The 20,797-nt window shown below is 72.9% G+C and carries 19 protein-coding genes; 13 read left to right on the top strand and 6 right to left on the bottom strand.

The window, feature by feature from the left end; translation table 11 throughout:
• Positions 1-10: 10 nt before the first annotated feature.
• Positions 11-1,165, bottom strand: coding sequence for a Gfo/Idh/MocA family oxidoreductase (locus ACFZB3_RS26735; RefSeq protein WP_391379296.1), 1,155 nt, complete (start codon positions 1,163-1,165; stop codon positions 11-13).
• A gap of 255 nt (positions 1,166-1,420) precedes the next feature.
• Complete coding sequence (locus ACFZB3_RS26730) at positions 1,421-2,176, bottom strand: SLATT domain-containing protein (RefSeq protein ID WP_391379294.1); 756 nt, start codon at positions 2,174-2,176, stop codon at positions 1,421-1,423.
• Between the two features lie 283 nt (positions 2,177-2,459).
• On the opposite strand from ACFZB3_RS26730, the gene ACFZB3_RS26725 reads away from it, so the two are divergent.
• From ACFZB3_RS26725 to ACFZB3_RS26715, 3 genes are all read left to right on the top strand, one after another.
• Entirely contained in the window at positions 2,460-2,804 is a 345-nt protein-coding gene (locus tag ACFZB3_RS26725; protein WP_351713508.1) for a YbaB/EbfC family nucleoid-associated protein, read from the top strand.
• A 93-nt stretch (positions 2,805-2,897) separates the two neighbouring features.
• A complete protein-coding gene (gene recR / locus ACFZB3_RS26720; RefSeq protein WP_391379292.1) occupies positions 2,898-3,497 on the top strand; it encodes a recombination mediator RecR in 600 nt (199 codons plus the stop codon).
• A complete protein-coding gene (locus ACFZB3_RS26715; protein WP_391379290.1) occupies positions 3,490-4,155 on the top strand; it encodes a DUF5063 domain-containing protein in 666 nt (221 codons plus the stop codon). Before recR ends, ACFZB3_RS26715 begins: the two co-directional genes overlap by 8 nt.
• A gap of 118 nt (positions 4,156-4,273) precedes the next feature.
• Here ACFZB3_RS26715 and ACFZB3_RS26710 read toward each other — a convergent pair whose 3' ends face one another.
• The gene (locus ACFZB3_RS26710) at positions 4,274-4,993 is read right to left on the bottom strand and encodes a TSUP family transporter (RefSeq protein WP_391379288.1); all 720 of its coding nucleotides are present in this window, start codon (positions 4,991-4,993) and stop codon (positions 4,274-4,276) included.
• A gap of 112 nt (positions 4,994-5,105) precedes the next feature.
• Here ACFZB3_RS26710 and ACFZB3_RS26705 point away from each other — a divergent pair, with 112 nt between their 5' ends.
• The 5 genes from ACFZB3_RS26705 (at position 5,106) to ACFZB3_RS26685 (ending at position 10,261) form a co-directional block, all read left to right on the top strand.
• On the top strand, positions 5,106-5,297 hold the full coding sequence (locus ACFZB3_RS26705) for a hypothetical protein (protein WP_391379285.1): 192 nt from the start codon (positions 5,106-5,108) through the stop codon (positions 5,295-5,297).
• 195 nt (positions 5,298-5,492) lie between these two features.
• The gene (locus tag ACFZB3_RS26700; protein WP_391379283.1) at positions 5,493-6,764 is read left to right on the top strand and encodes an aspartate kinase; all 1,272 of its coding nucleotides are present in this window, start codon (positions 5,493-5,495) and stop codon (positions 6,762-6,764) included.
• Positions 6,761-7,840, top strand: coding sequence for an aspartate-semialdehyde dehydrogenase (locus tag ACFZB3_RS26695; protein ID WP_391379281.1), 1,080 nt, complete (start codon positions 6,761-6,763; stop codon positions 7,838-7,840). Before ACFZB3_RS26700 ends, ACFZB3_RS26695 begins: the two co-directional genes overlap by 4 nt.
• A 487-nt stretch (positions 7,841-8,327) precedes the next feature.
• On the top strand, positions 8,328-9,005 hold the full coding sequence (locus tag ACFZB3_RS26690) for a SigE family RNA polymerase sigma factor (protein ID WP_391379279.1): 678 nt from the start codon (positions 8,328-8,330) through the stop codon (positions 9,003-9,005).
• 119 nt (positions 9,006-9,124) lie between these two features.
• Entirely contained in the window at positions 9,125-10,261 is a 1,137-nt protein-coding gene (locus ACFZB3_RS26685) for a hypothetical protein (RefSeq protein WP_391379277.1), read from the top strand.
• Between the two features lie 30 nt (positions 10,262-10,291).
• Here the strand turns inward: ACFZB3_RS26685 and ACFZB3_RS26680 are convergent, their stop codons facing one another.
• Positions 10,292-11,095, bottom strand: a complete 804-nt coding sequence (locus tag ACFZB3_RS26680; protein WP_391379275.1) for an SURF1 family cytochrome oxidase biogenesis protein — start codon at positions 11,093-11,095, stop codon at positions 10,292-10,294.
• A gap of 160 nt (positions 11,096-11,255) precedes the next feature.
• On the opposite strand from ACFZB3_RS26680, the gene ACFZB3_RS26675 reads away from it, so the two are divergent.
• Positions 11,256-13,064 (top strand): prolyl oligopeptidase family serine peptidase, encoded by a 1,809-nt coding sequence (locus tag ACFZB3_RS26675; RefSeq protein ID WP_391379272.1) that lies wholly within the window; start codon positions 11,256-11,258, stop codon positions 13,062-13,064.
• A 346-nt stretch (positions 13,065-13,410) separates the two neighbouring features.
• Here the strand turns inward: ACFZB3_RS26675 and ACFZB3_RS26670 are convergent, their stop codons facing one another.
• Positions 13,411-15,318, bottom strand: coding sequence for an NAD-binding protein (locus ACFZB3_RS26670; protein WP_391379796.1), 1,908 nt, complete (start codon positions 15,316-15,318; stop codon positions 13,411-13,413).
• A 171-nt stretch (positions 15,319-15,489) separates the two neighbouring features.
• On the opposite strand from ACFZB3_RS26670, the gene ACFZB3_RS26665 reads away from it, so the two are divergent.
• The 3 genes from ACFZB3_RS26665 (at position 15,490) to ACFZB3_RS26655 (ending at position 18,843) form a co-directional block, all read left to right on the top strand.
• The gene (locus ACFZB3_RS26665; RefSeq protein ID WP_391379270.1) at positions 15,490-16,533 is read left to right on the top strand and encodes a permease; all 1,044 of its coding nucleotides are present in this window, start codon (positions 15,490-15,492) and stop codon (positions 16,531-16,533) included.
• Positions 16,530-17,345 (top strand): TIGR03943 family putative permease subunit, encoded by an 816-nt coding sequence (locus ACFZB3_RS26660; RefSeq protein ID WP_391379268.1) that lies wholly within the window; start codon positions 16,530-16,532, stop codon positions 17,343-17,345. The genes ACFZB3_RS26665 and ACFZB3_RS26660 overlap by 4 nt, the downstream gene beginning before the upstream one ends.
• Before the next feature lie 61 nt (positions 17,346-17,406).
• Positions 17,407-18,843, top strand: coding sequence for a hypothetical protein (locus ACFZB3_RS26655; protein WP_391379266.1), 1,437 nt, complete (start codon positions 17,407-17,409; stop codon positions 18,841-18,843).
• 4 nt (positions 18,844-18,847) lie between these two features.
• Here ACFZB3_RS26655 and ACFZB3_RS26650 read toward each other — a convergent pair whose 3' ends face one another.
• A complete protein-coding gene (locus ACFZB3_RS26650) occupies positions 18,848-19,753 on the bottom strand; it encodes an alpha/beta fold hydrolase (protein WP_391379265.1) in 906 nt (301 codons plus the stop codon).
• 101 nt (positions 19,754-19,854) lie between these two features.
• Between ACFZB3_RS26650 and ACFZB3_RS26645 the strand changes: the two genes are divergently transcribed.
• Entirely contained in the window at positions 19,855-20,763 is a 909-nt protein-coding gene (locus ACFZB3_RS26645) for a helix-turn-helix domain-containing protein (RefSeq protein ID WP_391379263.1), read from the top strand.
• Positions 20,764-20,797 lie beyond the last annotated feature (34 nt).

Here is a 20,797-nt window from a genome sequence, read left to right as displayed (position 1 = left end):
TCGGCGGGGCTCAGCCGAGGGTGACCCACGTCCCCTGCGCGGCCGAGCGGCTCATCGCGTCGAGCGCGGTGGCGCTGTGCACGGCGTCCTCCAGCGTCGGGCCGTAGGAGGTGCCCTCGGCGACGGACCGCAGGAAGTTGCGGGCCTCGATCACCTTGAGGTCGTCGTAGCCCATGGCGTTGGCGGCGCCCGGCTGGAACGCGCCGTACTCGCCGTGGCCGGGGCCGACGAAGACCGTGGAGACGGGCTGGTCCTGGTAGGAGGTGCCGAGGCTGACGCCCAGCTCGCCCATCCGCCGGTAGTCCCAGAAGACGGCGCCCCTGGTGCCGTGCACCTCGAAGCCGTAGTTGTTCTGCTCGCCGACCGAGACCCGGCAGGCCTCCAGCACACCGCGGGCGCCCGAGGCGAAGCGCAGCAGGCAGTTGACGTAGTCCTCGTTCTCGACCTGGCCGAGTTCGCCGCCGGTGGCGAGGGTGTGGCCGGCGGTGGCGCCGGTGGGCCGGGCGCGTTCCGGGATGAACACGGCCGTGTCGGCGGCCAGCGCCTCGATGTCACCGAGCAGGAAGCGGGCCAGGTCCACGCCGTGCGAGGCGAGGTCGCCCAGCACCCCGCCACCGCCCCGGGCGCGCTCGTACCGCCAGGTCAGGGCGCCGTCAGGGTGCGCGGCATAGTCGCTGAACAGCCGGACGCGGACATGCGTGACGGTCCCCAGCTCACCGGAGGCGATCAGCTCACGGGCGTGGGCGACGGCGGGCGCGTTGCGGTAGTTGAACCCGACCGTCCCGCGCACCCCGGCCTTCGCCACCGCGTCCGCCACGGCGCGGGCGTCCTCCGCGGTCAGCCCGACCGGCTTCTCGATCCATATGTGCTTGCCGGCCTCCGCCATGGCGACGCCGATCTCGCGGTGCAGGAAGTTCGGTGCGGTGATGCTCACGGCGTGCACCCGCGGGTCGGCCGCGACGTCCCGCCAGTCCCGGCTGGTGCCCAGGAACCCGAACTGCGCGGCGGCCTCCTCGGCCCGGCCCGGCACCTCCTCGGCCACGGTCACCAGCTCGGGCCGCACGCCCAGCTGCGGGAAGTGGTGGCCCACCCGCTGGTAGGCCTGCGAGTGCACCCGCCCCATCCACCCGAATCCGACGACGGCGACGCCGAGCGTGTGCACCATGGGGCTGCCCCTCCTTGGACCGTCCAGAGCCTGCGTGCTCACGATGCGGCGCCGCTTCCGAAGATGTCAAGACATTCGGGCGTCTGGACAAGGTCACCTGCACCGCCGTCGTGGTTGCCCGCGCAGTTCCCCGCGCCCCTTTGGGGGCGCCTCTGTGGCGCCGTCCACTACAGCGCCCCGCCAGGGGCGCGGGGAACTGCGCGAAGACCCCCGCGGCGCCGCACCGAACCAACCACGCGCGCACCCCCTCTCACCTCACCGCGGCTCCGGCGGCCGCTGTCTCGGCATGTTGGGCCGGGCCCCGTTAGGGCCCGGCGGCAGGGGGAACCGCCCGTTCAGATGCCCCGCATCCGCCCGCGGCCCCGCCGTCACCGTCGCCTGCATGCCCAGCGGCGCCGGCCCCGTCCGGAACTCCACCATCCAGTCGGCCGTCTCCGTACGGACCAGCTCGGTCACGTCCTCCGAGAACCTCCGCAGCACCCCCAGACACCGCTCGGCCGCCTCGCTCGCCGTCCCCTCCGCCGGCCCCAGCACCTCCCGCACGCTCTCCGACGCCCAGTCGAACTGCAGCACCTGCAACCGCCGCTGCACCGCCTGCGCGGTGGCCATGTCCCTTATCCAGCCGGACGTCACCCCGAAGAACCGGTCGATGCCGACACAGGACACCGCCAGCAGCAGCGCGAGATACCCCCAGGGCGCGACCCCGCCCACCACCCCGGTGAGGTCGAGGAGCGGCAGCGCCGCCCCGAGCATCGCCCCCACCGCCGCCCCGCACCGCAGCGCCCGCGCCCCGCGCCGCTTCCAGACCCGGTCCGCCAGATACCACCCGGCGGTCTGCAGCGCCCCGCGCTCCACCCACCGGTACAGCTCGTCGAGCCGCTCGGCCGGCTCACCCCAGTCCCCGAGCGGGAACGCCCGCCCGGTCAGATCGCCCGGCCGCAGTCCGGCCGCACCCTCGCCGCCCCGCCCGTCCTGAGGCGGTCCCTCGGGCTGCATCTCCGGCTGACCCACCCGGCACTCCCTAACTGATCCCGACCGGTCACGTTCCGTGACACCGGACCCGACATCGGTCCCGGCACTGGACCTGACAATGGATGCTGACGACGGGAACCCTTCCTACCGCCCAATGGGTGGCGAAGGCTGTGCTTTCGTCTCTTTTCCGCCCGGAAGTGGGTCTTGATCAGGTATAGGGCGGCCGGGATTCTCACTCGAAAGAGTGGCGGGGCGATGGCTGCGTCAACCACGTAGGCTCATGCACAACAGAGAAAGTCCGGACCCGACCCAGGAGCTGATCGTGATCCCCGGTGGTGGCCAGCCCAACATGCAGCAGCTGCTCCAGCAGGCCCAGAAGATGCAGCAGGACCTGGCACGGGCCCAGGAGGAGCTGGCGAGCACGGAGGTCGACGGACAGGCGGGCGGCGGCCTGGTGCGAGCCACCGTGACCGGTTCCGGCGAGCTGCGCGCGCTGAAGATCGACCCGAAGGCGGTGGACCCGGAGGACACCGAGACCCTCGCCGACCTGATCATCGCGGCGGTCCAGGCGGCCAACGAGAACGCCCAGGCGCTCCAGCAGCAGAAGCTCGGCCCGCTGGCGCAGGGCCTGGGCGGCGGCAGCGGCATCCCCGGCCTGCCGTTCTGATGTTCGTCGCCCGCACGACACCCGCACCGCCTTCCTAGGACAGGCGGCAGCCAACTACCGTACGTACCGAAAGACTCCAGGAAGGGCAGTCCGTTGTACGAAGGCGTGGTCCAGGACCTCATCGACGAGCTGGGGCGGCTGCCCGGCGTCGGTCCCAAGAGCGCGCAGCGGATCGCCTTCCACATCCTGCAGGCGGAGCCGACGGACGTACGGCGTCTCGCGCAGGCCCTCCTTGAGGTGAAGGCGAAGGTCCGCTTCTGCGCGACCTGCGGCAACGTGGCACAGGAGGAACTGTGCAACATCTGCCGCGACGCCCGCCGCGACGTGACGGTGATCTGTGTCGTGGAGGAGCCGAAGGACGTCGTCGCGATCGAGCGCACGCGTGAGTTCCGCGGCCGTTACCACGTCCTCGGCGGCGCGATCAGCCCGATCGAGGGGGTCGGCCCGGACGACCTGCGGATAAGGGAGCTGCTCGCCCGCCTCGCCGACGGCACGGTCACCGAGCTGATCCTGGCCACGGACCCGAACCTGGAGGGCGAGGCGACGGCCACCTACCTCGCCCGCATGATCAAACCCATGGGCCTGAAGGTCACCCGCCTGGCCAGCGGCCTCCCGGTGGGCGGCGACCTGGAATACGCGGACGAGGTCACGCTCGGCCGCGCCTTCGAGGGGAGACGACTCCTAGATGTCTGACGCCACGCTGCACGCGACCGCGCAGAACCCCGACGACTTCGCGGTCCAGATCGCCGACCAGGTGGAGAGCTTCCTGGTGGCCGTCACGGAGGTGTCGAAGGGCGACGAGCCGGACTCGGCGGTCCCCTTCCTCCTCCTGGAGGTCTCCCAGCTGCTGCTGGCCGGCGGCCGCCTCGGCGCGCACGAGGACATCGTCCCCGACGAGCGCTACGAGCCGGACCTGGGCCCGGAGCCGGACGTCGACCAGCTCCGCGAGAACTTCGGGCGGCTCCTCGACCCCATCGACGTCTACTCCGAGGTCTTCGACCCCTACGAGCCCCGCAAGGCGCCCGTCCCGGCCCGCATCTCGGACGACCTGGCCGACATCATCACCGACCTCCGCCACGGCATGGCCCACTACCGGTCGGGCCGCACCACGGAGGCCCTGTGGTGGTGGCAGTTCTCCTACTTCTCCAACTGGGGCCCCACCGCCTCCGCGGTCCTGCGCGCCCTCCAGTCCGTCCTGATCCACGTCCGCCTCAACCAGCCCCTGGAGGAACTGGACGGCCTGGACACCGACCAGGCCACCATGGGCGACGAGACCCTGGAGTTCGAGGCGGGCCAGGTCATGCAGCAGGAGATCGGCGACTCGCTGGGAGTGCGGTCCTCCTCCAAGTAGGTCATCCAAAGAGCTAATCCAAAGAGGTAACAGGACAGCGGCCGGCCGCACCGCACTCGGCCCTTCGACGCCGAACCCGGCGGTCGTCGTCACGGTCGCGGCGGTGCTCCCGTCCGGGTCACAGGGTCCACGCGCCCTTCAGCAGCGCGGTGATCCCGCCCGTCAGGGCCAGGAGGAGGACCAGGCGGCGGGCGTGCTGCTCCGGCATGCGGCCGGCCACCGCCGTGCCGATGACCCCGCCCGCCGCCATCGCCGCGGCCACCGCGGCCCACTCCGCGCCGGTCAGGCCCGGTACCCCGTTCGCCGTCACCGAGAAGGCGTTCACGACCACGCCGTAGAACTGGGCGTTCGGGACGAACTCCCGTACCGTCCAGCCCGCGTTGAGGGCGTAGAGGGAGACCGGCGGGCCGCCCACGCCGGCCGCCGAGTTCATGAAGCCGCCGACCGCGCCGGCCGTCAGCGCGCCGCCCCGGCCGCCGAGGCGGGGGAGGCGGGCGCCCCGCATCACCAGGAGCACGGCCGCGGTCACCAGGGCGCCCATCGTCAGGAGGAGCGACGGCGGCGGGAGCCGGTGGGTCAGCCAGGTGCCCGCCGGGACCGTGCAGGCGGCCGCCGCGCACAGCGGGACCATCGCCGCCGGGCGGACCTGGCGCCAGCCGCGCGCCAGGCCCACCACGCTGATCGCGCCGGCCGCGCAGTTGGCGAGCGCGACGCCCTCGGCGGGGCCGAGAAGGAGGATCAGGGCCGGTACGGCGACCAGGGCGAAGCCCATGCCGGTCAGCCACTGCACGCTCGCGCCCAGCAGCACGATGCCGGAGAGAAGGATCAGCGCCGTCATGGTGTACCTGCCTACACCAGCGGGTCGGGAGTGCGCGTCCTCGTTGCGGATCCCGGGAGACGGGATCGTTGATCCCGCCAGGTCAGCCAGCTCCAGAGAGAAGGATCCCGCCGTGCAGCCGCTGCTCTCCTCCCGTCCCGTCCTGTGGTTCCTCTTCCTCTTCAACCTCGTGGTCGCCGCCGTCGCGCCGTTCGCCGTCGACGGCACGCAGGGGGTGCTGACCGCGGTCGGGATGGGGGCCGTCTCGGCCGGCGCCGGAGTGAGCCTGCTGCGGCGCGGCAGCACCCGCGCGCCCCGTGGCTAGCTCCGGAAACGTCGGTCAGGGGTTCCGAAGGGCTGCCGTGTGAGGCAGGGCACTTTCCGCGTGGTCCGCCGTCCGCTGGGCAGGTTCCGGTCGCGAGCGGCGCGGTCCCGCCGGTCTCACCATGCGGGAGCAGGCTGGTGGAATTCGGACGCTCGTTAAACTGAGCCGACACAACAAACCGAGCGAGGAGCGTACGTGGGCCTTGTCGTGCAGAAGTACGGAGGCTCCTCCGTTGCCGATGCCGAGGGCATCAAGCGCGTCGCCAAGCGGATCGTGGAAGCGAAGAAGAACGGCAACCAGGTGGTTGTCGTCGTTTCCGCGATGGGCGACACGACGGACGAGCTGATCGATCTCGCCGAGCAGGTATCCCCGATGCCGGCCGGGCGTGAGTTCGACATGCTGCTGACCGCCGGAGAGCGTATCTCCATGGCCCTGCTGGCCATGGCGATCAAAAACCTGGGCCACGAGGCCCAGTCGTTCACCGGCAGCCAGGCAGGCGTCATCACCGACTCGGTCCACAACAAAGCCCGGATCATCGACGTCACGCCGGGGCGGATCCGGACGGCGCTCGACGAGGGCAACATCGCGATCGTGGCCGGGTTCCAGGGCGTCAGCGCGGACAAGAAGGACATCACCACGCTGGGGCGCGGCGGGTCCGACACGACCGCCGTGGCGCTTGCCGCCGCGCTCGACGCCGAGGTCTGCGAGATCTACACCGACGTCGACGGTGTGTTCACCGCCGACCCGCGCGTGGTGACGAAGGCGCGGAAGATCGACTGGATCTCCTTCGAGGACATGCTGGAGCTCGCCGCCTCCGGTTCCAAGGTGCTGCTCCACCGCTGTGTGGAGTACGCCCGCCGCTACAACATCCCGATCCACGTCCGGTCCAGCTTCAGCGGACTGCAGGGCACGTGGGTCAGCAGCAAGCCGATTGGGGACAAGAAGGTGGAACAGGCCATCATCTCCGGTGTCGCGCACGACACCTCCGAGGCCAAGGTCACGGTCGTCGGTGTGCCGGACAAGCCGGGCGAGGCCGCCGCCATCTTCCGGACCATCGCCGATGCCGAGATCAACATCGACATGGTCGTGCAGAACGTGTCCGCCGCGGCCACCGGCCTGACGGACATCTCCTTCACGCTCCCGAAGACCGAGGGCCGCAAGGCCATCGACGCGCTGGAGCGCAACCGGTCGGGCATCGGCTTCGACTCGCTGCGCTACGACGACCAGATCGGCAAGATCTCGCTGGTCGGCGCGGGCATGAAGACCAACCCCGGGGTCACCGCGTCCTTCTTCGAGGCGCTGTCCGACGCCGGTGTGAACATCGAGCTGATCTCGACCTCCGAGATCCGCATCTCGGTCGTCACCCGTGCCGACGACGTGCCGGAGGCCGTGCGCGCCGTGCACACCGCCTTCGGGCTCGACTCCGACACCGACGAGGCCGTGGTCTACGGAGGCACCGGCCGATGACCGCGAAGCCGGCGCTCGCGGTCGTGGGTGCGACCGGGGCCGTCGGCACGGTGATGCTCCAGATCCTGTCCCAGCGGGCGGACGTCTGGGGCGAGATCCGCCTGATCGCCACCCCGCGCTCGGCCGGCCGCAAGCTGACCGTGCGCGGGGCCGAGGTCGAGGTCGTCGCGCTGTCGGAGGAGGCCTTCGACGGGATCGACGTCGCGATGTTCGACGTGCCCGACGAGGTGTCCGCGCGCTGGGCGCCCGTCGCCGCCGCCAGGGGCGTCGTCGTGGTGGACAACTCCGGCGCCTTCCGGATGGACCCGGAGGTGCCGCTGGTCGTCCCCGAGGTCAATCCGCACTGCGCCCGCAACCGGCCGCGCGGGATCATCGCCAACCCCAACTGCACCACCCTGTCGATGATCGTCGCCCTGGGCGCGCTGCACGCCGAGTTCGGGCTGCGCGAGCTGGTGGTGTCGTCGTACCAGGCGGTGAGCGGGGCCGGGCGGGCCGGCGTGGAGACGCTGCGGGCCCAGCTGTCGATGGTCGCCGGTACGGAGCTGGGCACCAAGCCCGGTGACGTGCGGCGGGCGGTCGGGGACCTGACCGGGCCGTTCCCGGAGCCGGTCGCGCTCAACGTCGTACCGTGGGCCGGTTCGCTGCGGGAGGACGGCTGGTCGTCGGAGGAGATGAAGGTGCGGGACGAGTCCCGCAAGATCCTCGGGCTGCCGAAGCTGCCGGTCGCGGTGACCTGCGTGCGGGTGCCCGTCGTCACCACGCACTCCCTGACGGTGCACGCCCGCTTCCAGGGCGAGGTCACGGTCGAGGGCGCCCGGGAGATCCTGGACACCGCCCCGGGTGTCGTCCTCTTCGACAACCCGGCCGCCGGGGAGTTCCCGACCCCGGCCGACGTGGTCGGCACCGACCCGACCTGGGTCGGGCGGGTGCGGCGGGCGCTGGACGACCCGACCGCGCTGGAACTCTTCGTGTGCGGGGACAACCTTCGCAAAGGGGCCGCACTGAACACCGCGCAGATCGCCGAGCTGGTGGCGGCGGAACTGACCGGCCGTTCAGGTACGGCGGATTCCGTGTGAACACCCGGTGACCACGGTAAACGCCCCGGGACGGACCCTGGATGGGAGCGGGCCCACGGGTAGGATCCGCGTAAGAAATGTGTCCCGGAGCATGGTCCAAACCACTTGAACCGGGGCCCCTCCTCGTTCGAAGATTTTCCTCCCCGTCCTCCGCAACCATGCGGGCGGCGGGGAGCGTCTTTGCGGACGCCCACTTACCGGGCGCTTACGCAACCGGGCCTTGGGGGCGCGGGGACGCATGATCCTGGCGTGGGGACGCCGTGATCGGGGCGTGGGGACGCCCGTTCATAATGGGACATAAGGGAAGAGCGGGACGCATGGCGGCAATTGACGCACCGTCGGGTGTGCTGCCGGACGCGCACAGATCGGTGCCGACCGCGCAGGCCGGCCCGTTGGGCGGCTCCGGCGTGCGCCTGTCCGGCACGCCCGATGTAAAAGTGATGCCCGGCACGTACAACCCCACCGGGGGTAGACGTGTCCAACTTGCGTGGCAGAGGTACTCGAACTCAGTGCGCCCCGCGGCGCGACGGCCCTGCGGCCGCCCCGCGCCGGTCTGCGCCCCCGCATGCCCGGCACGCCCGGCGGCATGCCGGTGATCGCGCCCATGCCCGCAGCGCGGCCCACCCGCATACCCAGCCAGCGCGACGGCGCCGAGGAGACGACGGCCGCGGCCGGTACCACCGTCGACCACCTCACCGAGACCTACCGGGCGCACTACCGCTCGCTCCTCGGCCTCGCCGCGCTCCTCCTCGACGACACCGCCTCCTGCGAGGACGTCGTCCAGGAGGCGTTCATCCGCGTCCACTCCGCCCGCAAACGCGTCCGGGACCCGGAGAAGACCCTGGCCTACCTGCGCCAGACGGTCGTCAACCTCTCCCGCTCCGCACTGCGCCGCCGCATCCTCGGCCTCAAGCTCCTCTCCAAGCCGATGCCGGACGCGGCCAGCGCCGAGGAAGGCGCCTACGACCAGCTGGAGCGGCGCGACCTGATCCAGGCGATGAAGGGCCTGCAGCGCCGCCAGCGCGAGGTCCTCGTCCTGCGCTACTTCGCCGACATGACCGAGGCCCAGGTCGCCGAGACGCTCGGCATCTCGCTGGGCTCGGTGAAGGCGTACGGTTCGCGCGGCATCGCGGCGCTACGGGTGGCGATGGAGTCGGCCGCATGACGGACAGCCCCGAGGGAGGCGACTCGCATGATCGCCACGAGCCCTACGCCTGGCACGAGCCGATGCCGGAACAGCACCACGAGCAAGAGCACACGCAATCGCACGCTGGGAACGGAACTGTGAACCACGGCCCCGACGAAAAGGGCCCCGAGGGCCTGGAGCAGGGCTCTGAAGGGCTCCGGAGCGGGCTCGGTCCCGGCTTCGGAGCCGGGACCGACGGCCCGGAGACCCTGGACGGGCTCGACACGGACGAGCTGGCCCTGCGCCGGCTGCTGCACTCCGCGGTCGACGACCTCGCGCCCCGCGACGGCAGCCTCGACCACCTGCGCCGCGCGGTGCCCGCCCGCCGGGCCCGCAAGCGGCAGGCCGCCGTCGGGATGGCGGCCGCGGCCCTGTTCATCGGCACCGCGATCCCCGCCCTCGTGCACGTCTCCAACTCCGGCGGCACCGACCCCAACACCTCCATGGCCGGCCAGGCCTCCCAGGCGCAGGGCGGCGCCACCGGCGGCAAGAACCCCGACGGCGGCTCCGGCACCTCGGGCGGCAGCGGCGGCCAGGCCGCCGACCAGAGCCCCGGCGGCAGCAAGGGCGGCGGCAGGAGCGAGAGCACCGGAGCCGCCTCCGGCACCAAGGTCGTCCCGACCGCCAGCGCCGCCAGCAGCGCCCCCGTCTGCACCTCCGCACAGCTCGGCACCCCGACCTCCACGGTCAGCGCCGCCGACTCGACGGGCGTCGTCTACGGCACCTTCAGCGTCGTCAACGTCTCGACGACGAGCTGCACCGTCGGCGGCCCCGGCAGCGTGTCCTTCCTCGCCCAGGGCGCGGCCGACTCCACCAAGATCCAGGTCGTCCGGCACACCTCCGGCGACGCGGCGGCCGGACTGCCCGACCCGACCACCGAGCTCACCGGCCTGGTCCTGGCGCCCGGCGCGGCCTACCAGGAGAAGTTCGGCTTCGTCCCCTCGGAGACCTGCCCGACCAGCGGCTCCAGCACCGGCGGCTCCACCGACACCGGCGGCACCGACGGCGGCACGGCCTCGCCGAGCCCCTCCGAGGGCGCGAGCAGCAGCGCAGGTACGACCACCTCCGGGTCGTCGGACGGCACCACCACCCAGCTGTTCACCGAGGACGGCACGGCCGACGGGAGCGTCGCGGTCTCGTACACCCCGCAGGCCGGGTCCCCGACCGGTTCCGCGACGGTGCCGAACGCCTGCGCCGGGACGGTCTACTGGACCGGGGTCCTGCCGGGGGTGTGACGGGCGGCCGGCGCCGCGTCCGGACTCCGGTCAGACGGCGGCGGTCGGCCGCCGGGCTTCGCCGTCGGAGTCCGGGTCCGGGACCAGGCCGAGCTCCGCGTCCCGGGCGAACTCCACCTCGCGGCGCAGCAGCCGGAACCACATGAACACCACGAACCCCGCGAACACGAACCACTCACCGGTGTAGCCGAGGTTCTGGAACGCCTTCAGGTCGAGCCCCGAGTTGTCCGGCGCGGTCGCCGGTACGGCCGTCATCCCCGAGTCGGCCTTGTCCAGGGTGACCCACGCGTCGTACACCGGGTACGGCACCAGGTTCACCAGCGAGGCCGCGCTGATCGCCGCCGTCTGCCCCGACGGCAGGCCGCCCTGGTTGCTGACGCCGTTGTCCCCGGGAGTCTCGGACGCCTGCAGCGCGCCGGTGACGGTGACCTCGCCGGCGGGCGGGGCCGGCACCCTGGCAGCATCCGCCTTGCCGGGCAGCCAGCCCCGTACGACGGGCAGGGCCTTGCCGGAGTCGGTGCGCAGCAGGGTCAGGACGTAGAAGCCGTTCCTGCCGTCGACCTGGCGGTCGGGCACGAGCAGCTGCTTGGCGTACCGGCCGGTGGCGGTGGCCCGCTTGCCGGAGGTCGACTGGTCGACGGGGAGCAGGTCGGCCAGCGGCCGGGCCGCCTCCGTCTTCGCCGTCTCGACCTGCTTGTCGGCGCTGCGGTGCGCCTCGACCCGCGCCTCGAAGCGGCTCAGCTGCCACGACCCCATGAAGATGCAGAACGGGATGGCGAGCAGCACGAAGGCGTTTATGCCCCACCAGCGGGGTGTCAGCAGAAAGCGGTACACGCCGTCCACGGTACGGGGCGGTTCATGACGGTTTACGGGCGGGGTGGGCGCGTGCCCGCCCGGGTGTCCACCTGGACGTTCGCAAAGTTATCCACAGGCCGTGGACGCTCCTCGACGCATTGTGGGCGGGGACAGGCACTATGGGGCCATGACTGCGGCCATGAGTGAGAGCGACATGCCGGACTGGGAGAAGCGCTTCCGCGCCCCTCGGGTCTCCCTGCCGGACTGGGCGGAGGACGCCCCCGACCGTTCCCTGTTCGTGTCGAACGCGACGGGGACGTACGAGCTGTACGCCTGGGACCGCGCGAGCGGGGAGCAGCGCCAGGCGACGAACCGGCCGAACGGCACGACGGACGGGCTGCTCTCCCCGGACGGCGCGTGGATCTGGTGGTTCGACGACAAGGACGGCGACGAGTTCGGCGTCTGGCGCCGCCAGCCCTTCGGCGGCGGCGCGGACGAGGAGGCGACGCCGGGCCTGGAGCCGTCGTACCCCTCGGGCCTGGCGCTGGGCCGGGACGGCCGCACGGCGGTCGTGGGCCGCTCGACGGACGACGAGGGTACGACGATCTTCCTGGCCAGAACGGGCGAGGAGCCGCTGGAGATCTACCGGCACGCCGAGTCGGCAGGGGTCGGCGACCTCTCCCACGACGGTTCGCTGATCGCGATCGAGCACACCGAGCACGGCGACGCGATGCACTCGGCGCTGCGCGTGGTCCGCCCGGACGGCACGACGGTCGCCGAGCTCGACGACACCGACGGCGGCACCGTGGAACTGGGCCTGGAGGTGCTGGGCTTCGCCCCCGTCGAAGGCGACCCGCGCCTGCTCATCGGCCACCAGCGGCGGGGCCGCTGGGAGCCCCTGGTCTGGGACGTCGTCGCCGGCACGCAGACGGACCTGACCCTCGACCTGCCGGGCGACGTGAGCGCGGAGTGGTACCCGGACGGCGGTGCGCTGCTCATCGCGCACAGCCACAAGGCCCGCAGCGACCTGTTCCGCTACGACCTGGCCACGCGCGAGCTGGCGCGCATCCCGACCCCGCCGGGCTCCGTCTCCGGGGCCACTGCCCGCCCCGACGGCACCGTCGAGTACCTGTGGTCGTCGGCCGCCGAGCCGCCTGTGGTCCGCTCGACGACCGGCGAGGTGGTCCTGGACCCGCCCGGCATGAAGTGCCCCCCTTCCGTCCCGGTCTCGGACGCGTGGGTGGACGGTCCCGGCGGCCCCATCCACGCCCTGATCCAGAAACCGGCCGGCGCCACCGGCCCGCTCCCCACCGTCTTCGACCTGCACGGCGGCCCGACCTGGCACGACAGCGACAGCTTCGCGGCGGGCCCGGCGGCCTGGGTGGACCACGGGTACGCGGTGGTCCGCATCAACTACCGCGGCTCCACGGGCTACGGCCGGGCCTGGACCGACGCGCTGAAGCACCGGGTGGGCCTGATCGAGCTGGAGGACGTGGCCGCGGTCCGGGACTGGGCGGTCGCCTCCGGCCTCGCCGACCCCGACCGCCTCGTCCTGACCGGCGGCTCCTGGGGCGGCTACCTCACGCTCCTCGGCCTGGGCACCCAGCCCGCCTCCTGGGCGGTGGGCATCGCGGTCGTCCCGGTCGCCGACTACGTCACGGCGTACCACGACGAGATGGAGTCCCTGAAGGCGATGGACCGCACCCTGCTGGGCGGCACCCCCGAGGAGGTCCCCGACCGCTTCGCCGCCTCCTCCCCCCTCACCTACGTCGACGACGTCAAGGCCCCCGTCTACATCTCGGCCGGCCTCAACGACCCCCGCTGCCCCATCCGCCAGATCGACAACTACGTCAACCGCCTGGCGGCCCGCTCGGCCCCCCACGAGGTCTACCGCTACGACGCGGGCCACGGCTCCCTGGTAGTGGACGAACGCATCAAACAACTCCGCCTGGAAATGGAGTTCGCCGAACGCCACCTCACGCCTACGGCGACAGCCCCGACAGACTGACCCCCCTTTCCCACCCACCCACCCGACTCGGTTCCTCAAGAAGCGAGGCCCTCATCTGTGCTGGGGCTCGACTGCGAGCGCGGGGCACTGCTGAGGAAACACTCAGGTGCCCCGTGAGGTGAATAACGCCGTGAGGTGAAGCGCCCCGCCAGGGGCGCGGGGAACTGCGCGACCAACCACGACGGCGCGGCACCGGGCCACGGCGCGGTGCGGCCCGGGCGCGCGTGCTGGGCATCTGTGGAGGACGCGGTACTGCAGCGCCCCGTCAGGGGCGCGGGGAACTGCGCGCGCAACCCCCACTCGGCCGCAGGTGTCCCCGCCACCCCAGCCCACCCACCCCCACCCCTCAACCGAGCGAGTCGGGTGGGTGGGTGGGCGAGGCGCGGCGGCCCGACAGCTCCGCCAGCCCCCTCCGGGTGGCGACCACCACCACCCGGTCCCCACCCCGCAACACGTAATCTCCCGCCGCAACCCCCTGCCGCCCCTCCAGCGCCAGCACCCGCCACGCCCCCGCCCGAAACGCCCCCGCCACCGTCCGCCCCTCCAGCTGCGGATGCCCGCTCACCGCCACCACCGCCACCAGCAGCACCTTCCGCTCCACCGGGATCGCCCCGAGGATCTGCCGCCCCAGCATCGCCCCGGCGAAGGACGGCGCCGCCAGGTACGAGACGCTGCGGCTCCGGGTGACGGCATCCGGATGCGCCGCCCGCAGCGTCCGGTACACGGCGGTCGCGAAGTCGTCGTCGTACAGCCGCAGCACCGCCGTCAGATCGGGCCGCACGGACCGCGCGTACAGCACGGCCTCCAGATTCGTCGTGTCCGCGCTGGTCACCGCTAGCAGCGCCTGCGCACGGTGGATCTTGGCGGCCTCCAGGACCCCCTCCTGGGTCACGTCCCCGAGCACCACCGGCACCCGCAGCCGCCGCGCCACCGCCAGCCCGCGCGCCTCGGGATCGGCCTCGACGCACACCACGGGCACGTGCAGCTCCCGCAGCCGCGTCAGCACCCGTGTCCCGATCTTCCCCAGCCCGAGGAGCACCACATGCCCACCCAGCCCCCGCGGCGGCTTGCGCAGCGCGGAGGCGGTCCGGAAGGTGCCGAGCGCCTCCAGCACCGCCGCCAGCAGCACCGGCAGCAGCAGCAACCCGACCAGCCCCGAAAGGAGTTGCAGGATCTGCCTGCCGACCGGCGCCCCGATCGCGGGATTGTCGATGGCGAACAGGTCGAGGAGCGTGTAGTAGAAGGCCCGTACCGGATGCATGTGCGTCACCACCGACAGCGCGACCGCGAGCGCGACCACGCACGCCACGCTCCCGGCCAGCGACCACCTGAGCCGCCGCGAGAACAGCGAGGCCAGCGGCGGCACGACCCCGACCCCGCGCCCGGCCGGCTCCGCCGCCCCCGCCGACGACGACACGTGCTCCAGCACCATCACGCCACGCTCACCCGCGGCCCGTACCTGCTCGTCGTCCGGCAGCAGCCGCGGCCCCCGCTCCCGGCCCTCCTCAGCCGGCTCGGGCCCGGTGCCGTTCGGCGAGAGCAGCGCCAGCGGGAACAGCCCCCGCTCGACGGCGTCCGCGCGTTCGGCGCCACCCGGCGGCAGGTCCACCGCCCGCAGCACCAGGCCGTCCGTGTGGATGACCTTGCCGCGCCCGGCGAGCGCGGTGGCGACGAGCGCCGGCGCGGCGGTGTCGGCGTCGGACAGCACGATCGTGGAGGCGTCCCCCACCGTCCCGCCACCACTGCCGCTTCCGTCCGCGTCCCCGATCGCCAACGCGGCCGCCTGGTCGAGGAGTTCCTCGATGTGCTGCCCCAGCCGCCGGTTGTAGAGCCGCAGCACGAGCCGCAGCCGCGGATTGAGCCGGCGGGCGGTGAGGGCGGCCCGGATGTTGGTCTCGTCGTCGTCGTACACGAGCGCGAGCGCGGCGGCCCGCTCCACCCCCGCCTCGGCGAGCACCGCCTCACTGGCCTCGTCGGCCTCCAGCACCCGCTCCCCGCGCGGCCCTTCGCCGGCACCGGAGACCGCACCGGCACCACTGCCGGCCGCACCGCCCCCGTTCCCGCCGGTCCGCCCCACGGTCGCACTGACCACCCGGTCGAACAGCGCGGCCGAGGCGGCCCGGGCGCGTCCGACGACCGGCGGCCGGGCGATGCGCACGTTCGGCGGTACGACAAGGGTGACCTGTTCTCCGTACACGGTGCGCAACTCGGCGGCCAGCCGGTGCGCGAGCCCGTCGTCCCCGCACACCACCATGGATGCCGGGGCCCCACCACCCTGATACGGAACGCTCGCCACGAGGGAAAAGACTGCCTCAACGCGACGCATGGTTCCAGCAACGAACTGAACAGCCGCCCCGGACCGCCCGTAGGGAAGGGAAGGGAGCATAATCCCGGATCTGACCGAAGTGCCGGAGGTATCCGACCCGTGGCCATCACCGAGAAAGCCGCCCCGCCCGGCGCCGCGCCCGGGGACGGGACCCCCGGCGCCGACGGCACCGGCACCCCGCCCGACCGGGAGGGCTGGCACCTCAACTCCCCGCTGGCCCTGACTCTGCTCCTGCTCCTGGTCGTGGTGTTCCAGGGCCCGGTGCGCGGCGCGCTGTCGAAGCCGGTGATGCAGAGCTGGATGACGGTGTTCGTGGCGGTGGTCGTCCAGGCGCTCCCGTTCCTCGTCCTCGGCGTGCTGCTCTCCGCGGCGATCGCGGTCTTCGTCCCGCCGTCCTTCTTCGCCCGCGCCCTGCCCGGCCACCCCGCCCTGGCGGTACCGGTCGCGGGCCTGGCCGGGGTGATCCTCCCGGGCTGCGAGTGCGCGTCGGTCCCGGTGGCCGGCGCCCTGGTCCGCCGGGGCGTCACCCCCGCCGCGGCCATCGCCTTCCTGCTCTCCGCCCCCGCGATCAACCCGATCGTGCTGACGGCGACGGCGGTGGCGTTCCCGCGCAACCCCGAGATGGTGGTGGGCCGGTTCGCCGGCAGCCTGCTGGTGGCCTGTGCGATGGGCTGGCTGTGGCAGCGGCTCGGCCGCACCGACTGGCTGCGCCTGCCGGCGCACGCGCACCACGAGGGCGAGACCAAGGGGGAGGCGTTCTGGTCCTCGGTCCGGCACGACACCATGCAGGCGGGCGGCTTCCTGGTCCTCGGCGCGATGGCCGCGGCGACCCTGAAGGCGGTGGCCCCGGCGGAGTGGCTGCGCACGGCTGCCGCCAACCCGGTGGTCGCGATCCTCGCCCTGTCGGTCCTGGCCGTCCTGCTGTCCATCTGCTCGGAGGCGGACGCGTTCGTGGCGGCTTCCCTGACCCAGTTCTCGCTCACCGCGAAGCTGGCGTTCCTGATCGTGGGCCCGATGATCGACCTCAAGCTCTTCGCGATGCAGGCCGGCACCTTCGGCCGCGGCTTCGCCCTGCGTTTCGCGCCGGCCACCTTCGTGGCGGCGATCGCGGGTGCGGTCCTGACCGGGGCGGTGCTGCTGTGAACCGGCAGGCACAGGCGGCCGTGATGTTCCTGGTCGGCGCGGCCCTGCTGCACGCGGGCGGGACCAACCTCTACCTGCGCTACGTCAAGGCGGGCCTGCAGCCGCTGGTGCTGGCCGCGGGCGCCGTCCTGATCGTCTCGGCGCTGGCGACGGCCTGGTACGAGTGGAAGCGCGCCCGGGCCCGGAAGGGGGCCGTGCCCGGGGCACACCCCGAGACCGAGGCGCACCCGGACACGCACCCGGACACGCACCCGGACACGCACCCGGACACGCACCCGGACACGCATCCGGAGGCACATGCCCACCCCGAACCCCGCATCTCCTGGCTGCTGGTCCTCCCCCTCCTCGCCCTGATCCTCGTCGCCCCGCCCGCGCTCGGCTCCTACAGCGCGCTGCGCACCGGCACGGCCCTGCAACAGCCGTACGGATACCTGAAGTTGCCCAAGTCCGACCCGATGCCGCTCAACCTCGTCGACTACGCGGGCCGCGCGGTCTACGACCACGGCCGTTCGCTGGCCGGCCACCAGGTCCGGATCGAGGGTTTCGTGGCCGTCGACTCAGCCGGCACCCCCTATCTCGTCCGCATGGCCCTCAACTGCTGTGCGGCGGACGCCCAGCCGGTGAAGGTGGGCCTGACCGGCAAGATCCCCCCGGTCCTGCAGCCGGACGCCTGGCTCCAGGTGACCGGCACCTACACCACCAGGCAGACCCGCGACCCGGTGAACAACGGCCCGATCCCGTTCCTCCAGGTCACCGACGCCAAGCCGATACCGACACCGGCCGACCCGTACGACGAGACCTGGAACAACTGACCCCGTGTTACGCTCCGCCTGCTCTGCGGCCGGGGACCGCAGCTCAGGGGGAGGAACACACGTGAACAGGCTCAGGAACGCCGCTGCCCTGCTGCTGGCGGGCGCGCTGGTGACGGCGCTGCCGGCGGTCGCGGCGGCCGACGGCACCCCGGTCGACCCGGCGCTCCCGGCGCCCACCGTGCCGGCCGGCACGAGCTGCGGCAGTGCGGACAGCCCGGTCTGGGAGACCGTCTCCACCCCGCCGCCCACGGGCTTCTCCGTGCAGATCGGGATTCCGCGGCCGACGGTGAACGGGGTGTCGTACCAGGGTGTCGTGCACGCCTGGGACGTGGACGGCACACAGTCGGCGGACGGCTCCGTCGACGGCCTGCCGGTGACCTCCCAGTCCGTCTACGTGCCGCTGCCCCTGACGGACGGTCACACCTACGGCTGGCAGGCCTCGACGTACGACGGCACCTCCTCTTCCGTTCCGACCGCCCCTTGCTATTTCCGTCTTGACGGCAGCGCGCCGACCGTCCCGACCGTGACCAACCCGGACTTCCCGCCGGGCGGGGCCCCGAAGAAGGCGGCCGGCCAGCCCACCACGTTCAGCCTCTCCGCCGCCGAGTCCCTGCCCGCGGGCTGCGCGGCGGCGGGCGGCCCGGACTGCGCGGCCAGCGGCCTGGACCACTTCGTCTACGGCCTTGACCAGCAGCCCGGCAGCGCCGCCGCCGCACTGCCGGCCGACGCGGCGGGCACGGCCGACCTGACAGTCGCGCTGCCCTGGGGTGTCCACACTCTGTACGTCGAAGCGGTGGACGCGGTGGGCAACCGTTCCACCCCCGCCGCGTACCAGCTGACCGTCCCGTCCCAGCTCCCGCCCGCGGCCACCGACCTGACCCTCGCCACGAACGCGTCCTCGTACGACTACGGCGCGACGGCGAAGCTCACCGCGCACCTCGGCCAGACCGACGGGAGCCGTACCCTCGCCCTCTACGCCCAGCCGTACGACGGGAAGAAGTCGCTGGTCACGACGGGGCAGGTGGATGCCAACGGTGATCTGACGGCGACGTACAAGGTCACCCGCAGGACCACGTTCACGGCGGAGTTCGCGGGCGACGACCGCCAGGCCCCCGCCACGGCGGCCCGGGCGGTGACCGCGCGGGCCCGGGTGACGGAATCCCTGACGGGCTCCTACACCACGACCCACTACGGCGGCACGCTCTACCGCGTCTACCACCACACCGCCAAGGCGAAGCAGACCGCCACGGTCGCCCCGGCCAAGCCGGGCCAGTGCGTCCGCTTCCAGGTCCAGCGCTACGCGTCCGGCGCCTGGCACACCGAGAGCACCTCCGCGTGCCGTGTGCTGACGTCCGGGAGCACCGCGGCCACGAGCGTGACGTTGACCAGGTCGGCGGGGCAGCGGTTCCGGATCCGGGCCGAGTACGTCCCGAGCAGCACGGACACCGGGAACCTCGCTACCTGGGGCGCCTGGCAGTACTACGCCGTGCGCCGCTGATCGCCTACCGCTCCCCGAAGAACGCGGCCAGTCTCGTGACGGCCGGGGTGACGTACTCGTCCCGGTCGTAGAGGCCGACGTGGCTCGCGCCGTCGATCCAGAACAGTTCCCTGGGGCCGGTGACCCGCTGGAACGCGGCCACGCTCATCCACGAGGTGACCGCCTCCCGGCCGACGATCAGCAACAGCGGTCGCGGGGCGAGCAGTCCGAGGGCGTGGAAGGCGTCGAAGCCGGCGATGCGGTCGACGCTGTCCCAGGTGAACTCCTCGGCCGCGCGCGGGTGGTGGGCGCGGGCCGTGCGGTAGTACTCCCAGCCCTCGTGGGCGTGCGGGCCGCCGGCGCGTGCCTCGTCCTCGGTCGCGGGGAAGAGCGGGAAGGTCCGGACGCCTTCGCCGTTGGCCTCCGCGGTGCGCGCCGCCGCGGCCGCCGCCAGCATCCCCTGGAGGACGGCGGGGTCCTGGCCGCCGTCGGCGCCGTGCCGGAACTGGCGGGCGATGTCCACGGCGCTGACGGTGGCGACGGCCCCGATCCGCCGGTCGGTCGCGGCGGCGGCGAGGGCGTACCCGCCGGAGGCGCAGATCCCGAGCGCCGAGATCCGGCCGGGGTCCGCCTCCTCCCGGGTGGTGAGGAAGGAGACGGCGGCCTTGAGGTCCTCGACCCGCTGGGCCGGGTCCTCCAGACCCCGCGGCTCGCCCTCGCTCTCGCCCTGGTGGGCGGCGTCGAAGGCCAGGGTGACGAACCCGTGCTCGGCGAGGCGCCGCGCGTACAGGCCGGCGGCCTGCTCCTTCACCCCGGAGCCGGGGTGCCCGACCACGACCGCGGGAAGCGGTCCGGCGGTGTCGCCGTCGGGCGTGTACAGGTGGCCGGCGATCTTCATTCCGGCGCTCGGGAAGGTGACGTGAGTCTTCATGGCCCCCACCGTCGCGCCGCCCGCACCCGGGTGCCAGGGAGGGCCTTGCCTGTGCAAGCCAGTACCAGGCACGGCACGACGAGGGGACCGACACTGGACCCATGACCCCCGCCCCTCCCACTCCCGGTCCCGGTCCCGCTCCCGCCCCCGGTCCTACTCCCGCTCCCGCCCCCGGCAACGAACTGGGCGAGTTCCTGCGCGCCCGCCGCGCCGCCCTCACCCCGGAGCGCGCGGGCCTGCCGGACGACGGCCGGCTGCGCCGCGTACCCGGCCTGCGCCGCGAGGAGCTGGCCCAGCTGGCCCACGTGAGCATCGACTACGTGGTCCGCCTGGAGCAGGGCCGCACCCGCAGGGTCTCCCGCCCGGTCCTGGACGCCCTGGCCGACGCGCTCCAACTCGCCCCGGACGAACGCGACTACCTCCTCACCCTGGCCGACGTGGCCCCCGCCGCTCCCCAGCGCCGCCCAGGCCGTACCGACGTGGCCCCCGGCCTGCGGCAGCTGCTGGCGACGATGCCCGACGTCCCGGCGATGATCCTGAACCGCCGGATGGACGTACTGGCCTGGAACGCCGGCGCGGCCGCCCTCCTCACCGACTTCGCGGCGCTGCCCGAGCCCGAACGCAACCTCATCCGCCTCACCTTCCTGGACGCGGACGTCCGCGCCCGGTACGCGGACTGGCCGCGGGCGGCCCGCGAATGCGTGGCGGTCCTGCGCATGGAGGCGGGCCGCGCCCCCGACGACCCGGCCCTGACCGCCCTCATCGCCGAACTGACCGACCGGGACCGGGACTTCCGCACCTGGTGGGCCACCCACCAGGTGCGCGGCCCCCGTCAGCTGACCAAGACCTACCTCCACCCCCTGGCCGGCCCGCTCACCCTCGACGTCCACCAGCTCTCGGTCGACACCCACCCCGACCAGCAGCTCGTCGCCTACACCCCGGTCCCGGACACCGCGTCCCAGGAGGCTTTGCGCTTCCTGCTCCAGTGGTCGGCCATGGCCCGTCTTTAAGTAACGCCCATTCGGTCAATTCCAGCTGTGAAGC

The organism is Streptomyces sp. NPDC008092, from assembly GCF_042957285.1.
Lineage (GTDB): Bacteria > Actinomycetota > Actinomycetes > Streptomycetales > Streptomycetaceae > Streptomyces.
The sequence above is the reverse complement of the archived record's forward strand: the minus strand, read 5'-3'. Positions and strand labels throughout refer to the sequence as shown.

Excerpts from the sequence above, each read along its gene's own strand:
- ACFZB3_RS26735 (WP_391379296.1), bottom strand. The coding sequence starts at position 1,165 with ATGGTGCACACGCTCGGCGTCGCCGTCGTCGGATTCGGGTGGATGGGG.
- ACFZB3_RS26715 (WP_391379290.1), top strand. The coding sequence starts at position 3,490 with ATGTCTGACGCCACGCTGCACGCGACCGCGCAGAACCCCGACGACTTC.
- ACFZB3_RS26710 (WP_391379288.1), bottom strand. The coding sequence starts at position 4,993 with ATGACGGCGCTGATCCTTCTCTCCGGCATCGTGCTGCTGGGCGCGAGC.
- ACFZB3_RS26695 (WP_391379281.1), top strand. The coding sequence starts at position 6,761 with ATGACCGCGAAGCCGGCGCTCGCGGTCGTGGGTGCGACCGGGGCCGTC.
- ACFZB3_RS26675 (WP_391379272.1), top strand. The coding sequence starts at position 11,256 with ATGAGTGAGAGCGACATGCCGGACTGGGAGAAGCGCTTCCGCGCCCCT.
- ACFZB3_RS26670 (WP_391379796.1), bottom strand. The coding sequence starts at position 15,318 with ATGGTGGTGTGCGGGGACGACGGGCTCGCGCACCGGCTGGCCGCCGAG.
- ACFZB3_RS26650 (WP_391379265.1), bottom strand. The coding sequence starts at position 19,753 with ATGAAGACTCACGTCACCTTCCCGAGCGCCGGAATGAAGATCGCCGGC.
- ACFZB3_RS26645 (WP_391379263.1), top strand. The coding sequence starts at position 19,855 with ATGACCCCCGCCCCTCCCACTCCCGGTCCCGGTCCCGCTCCCGCCCCC.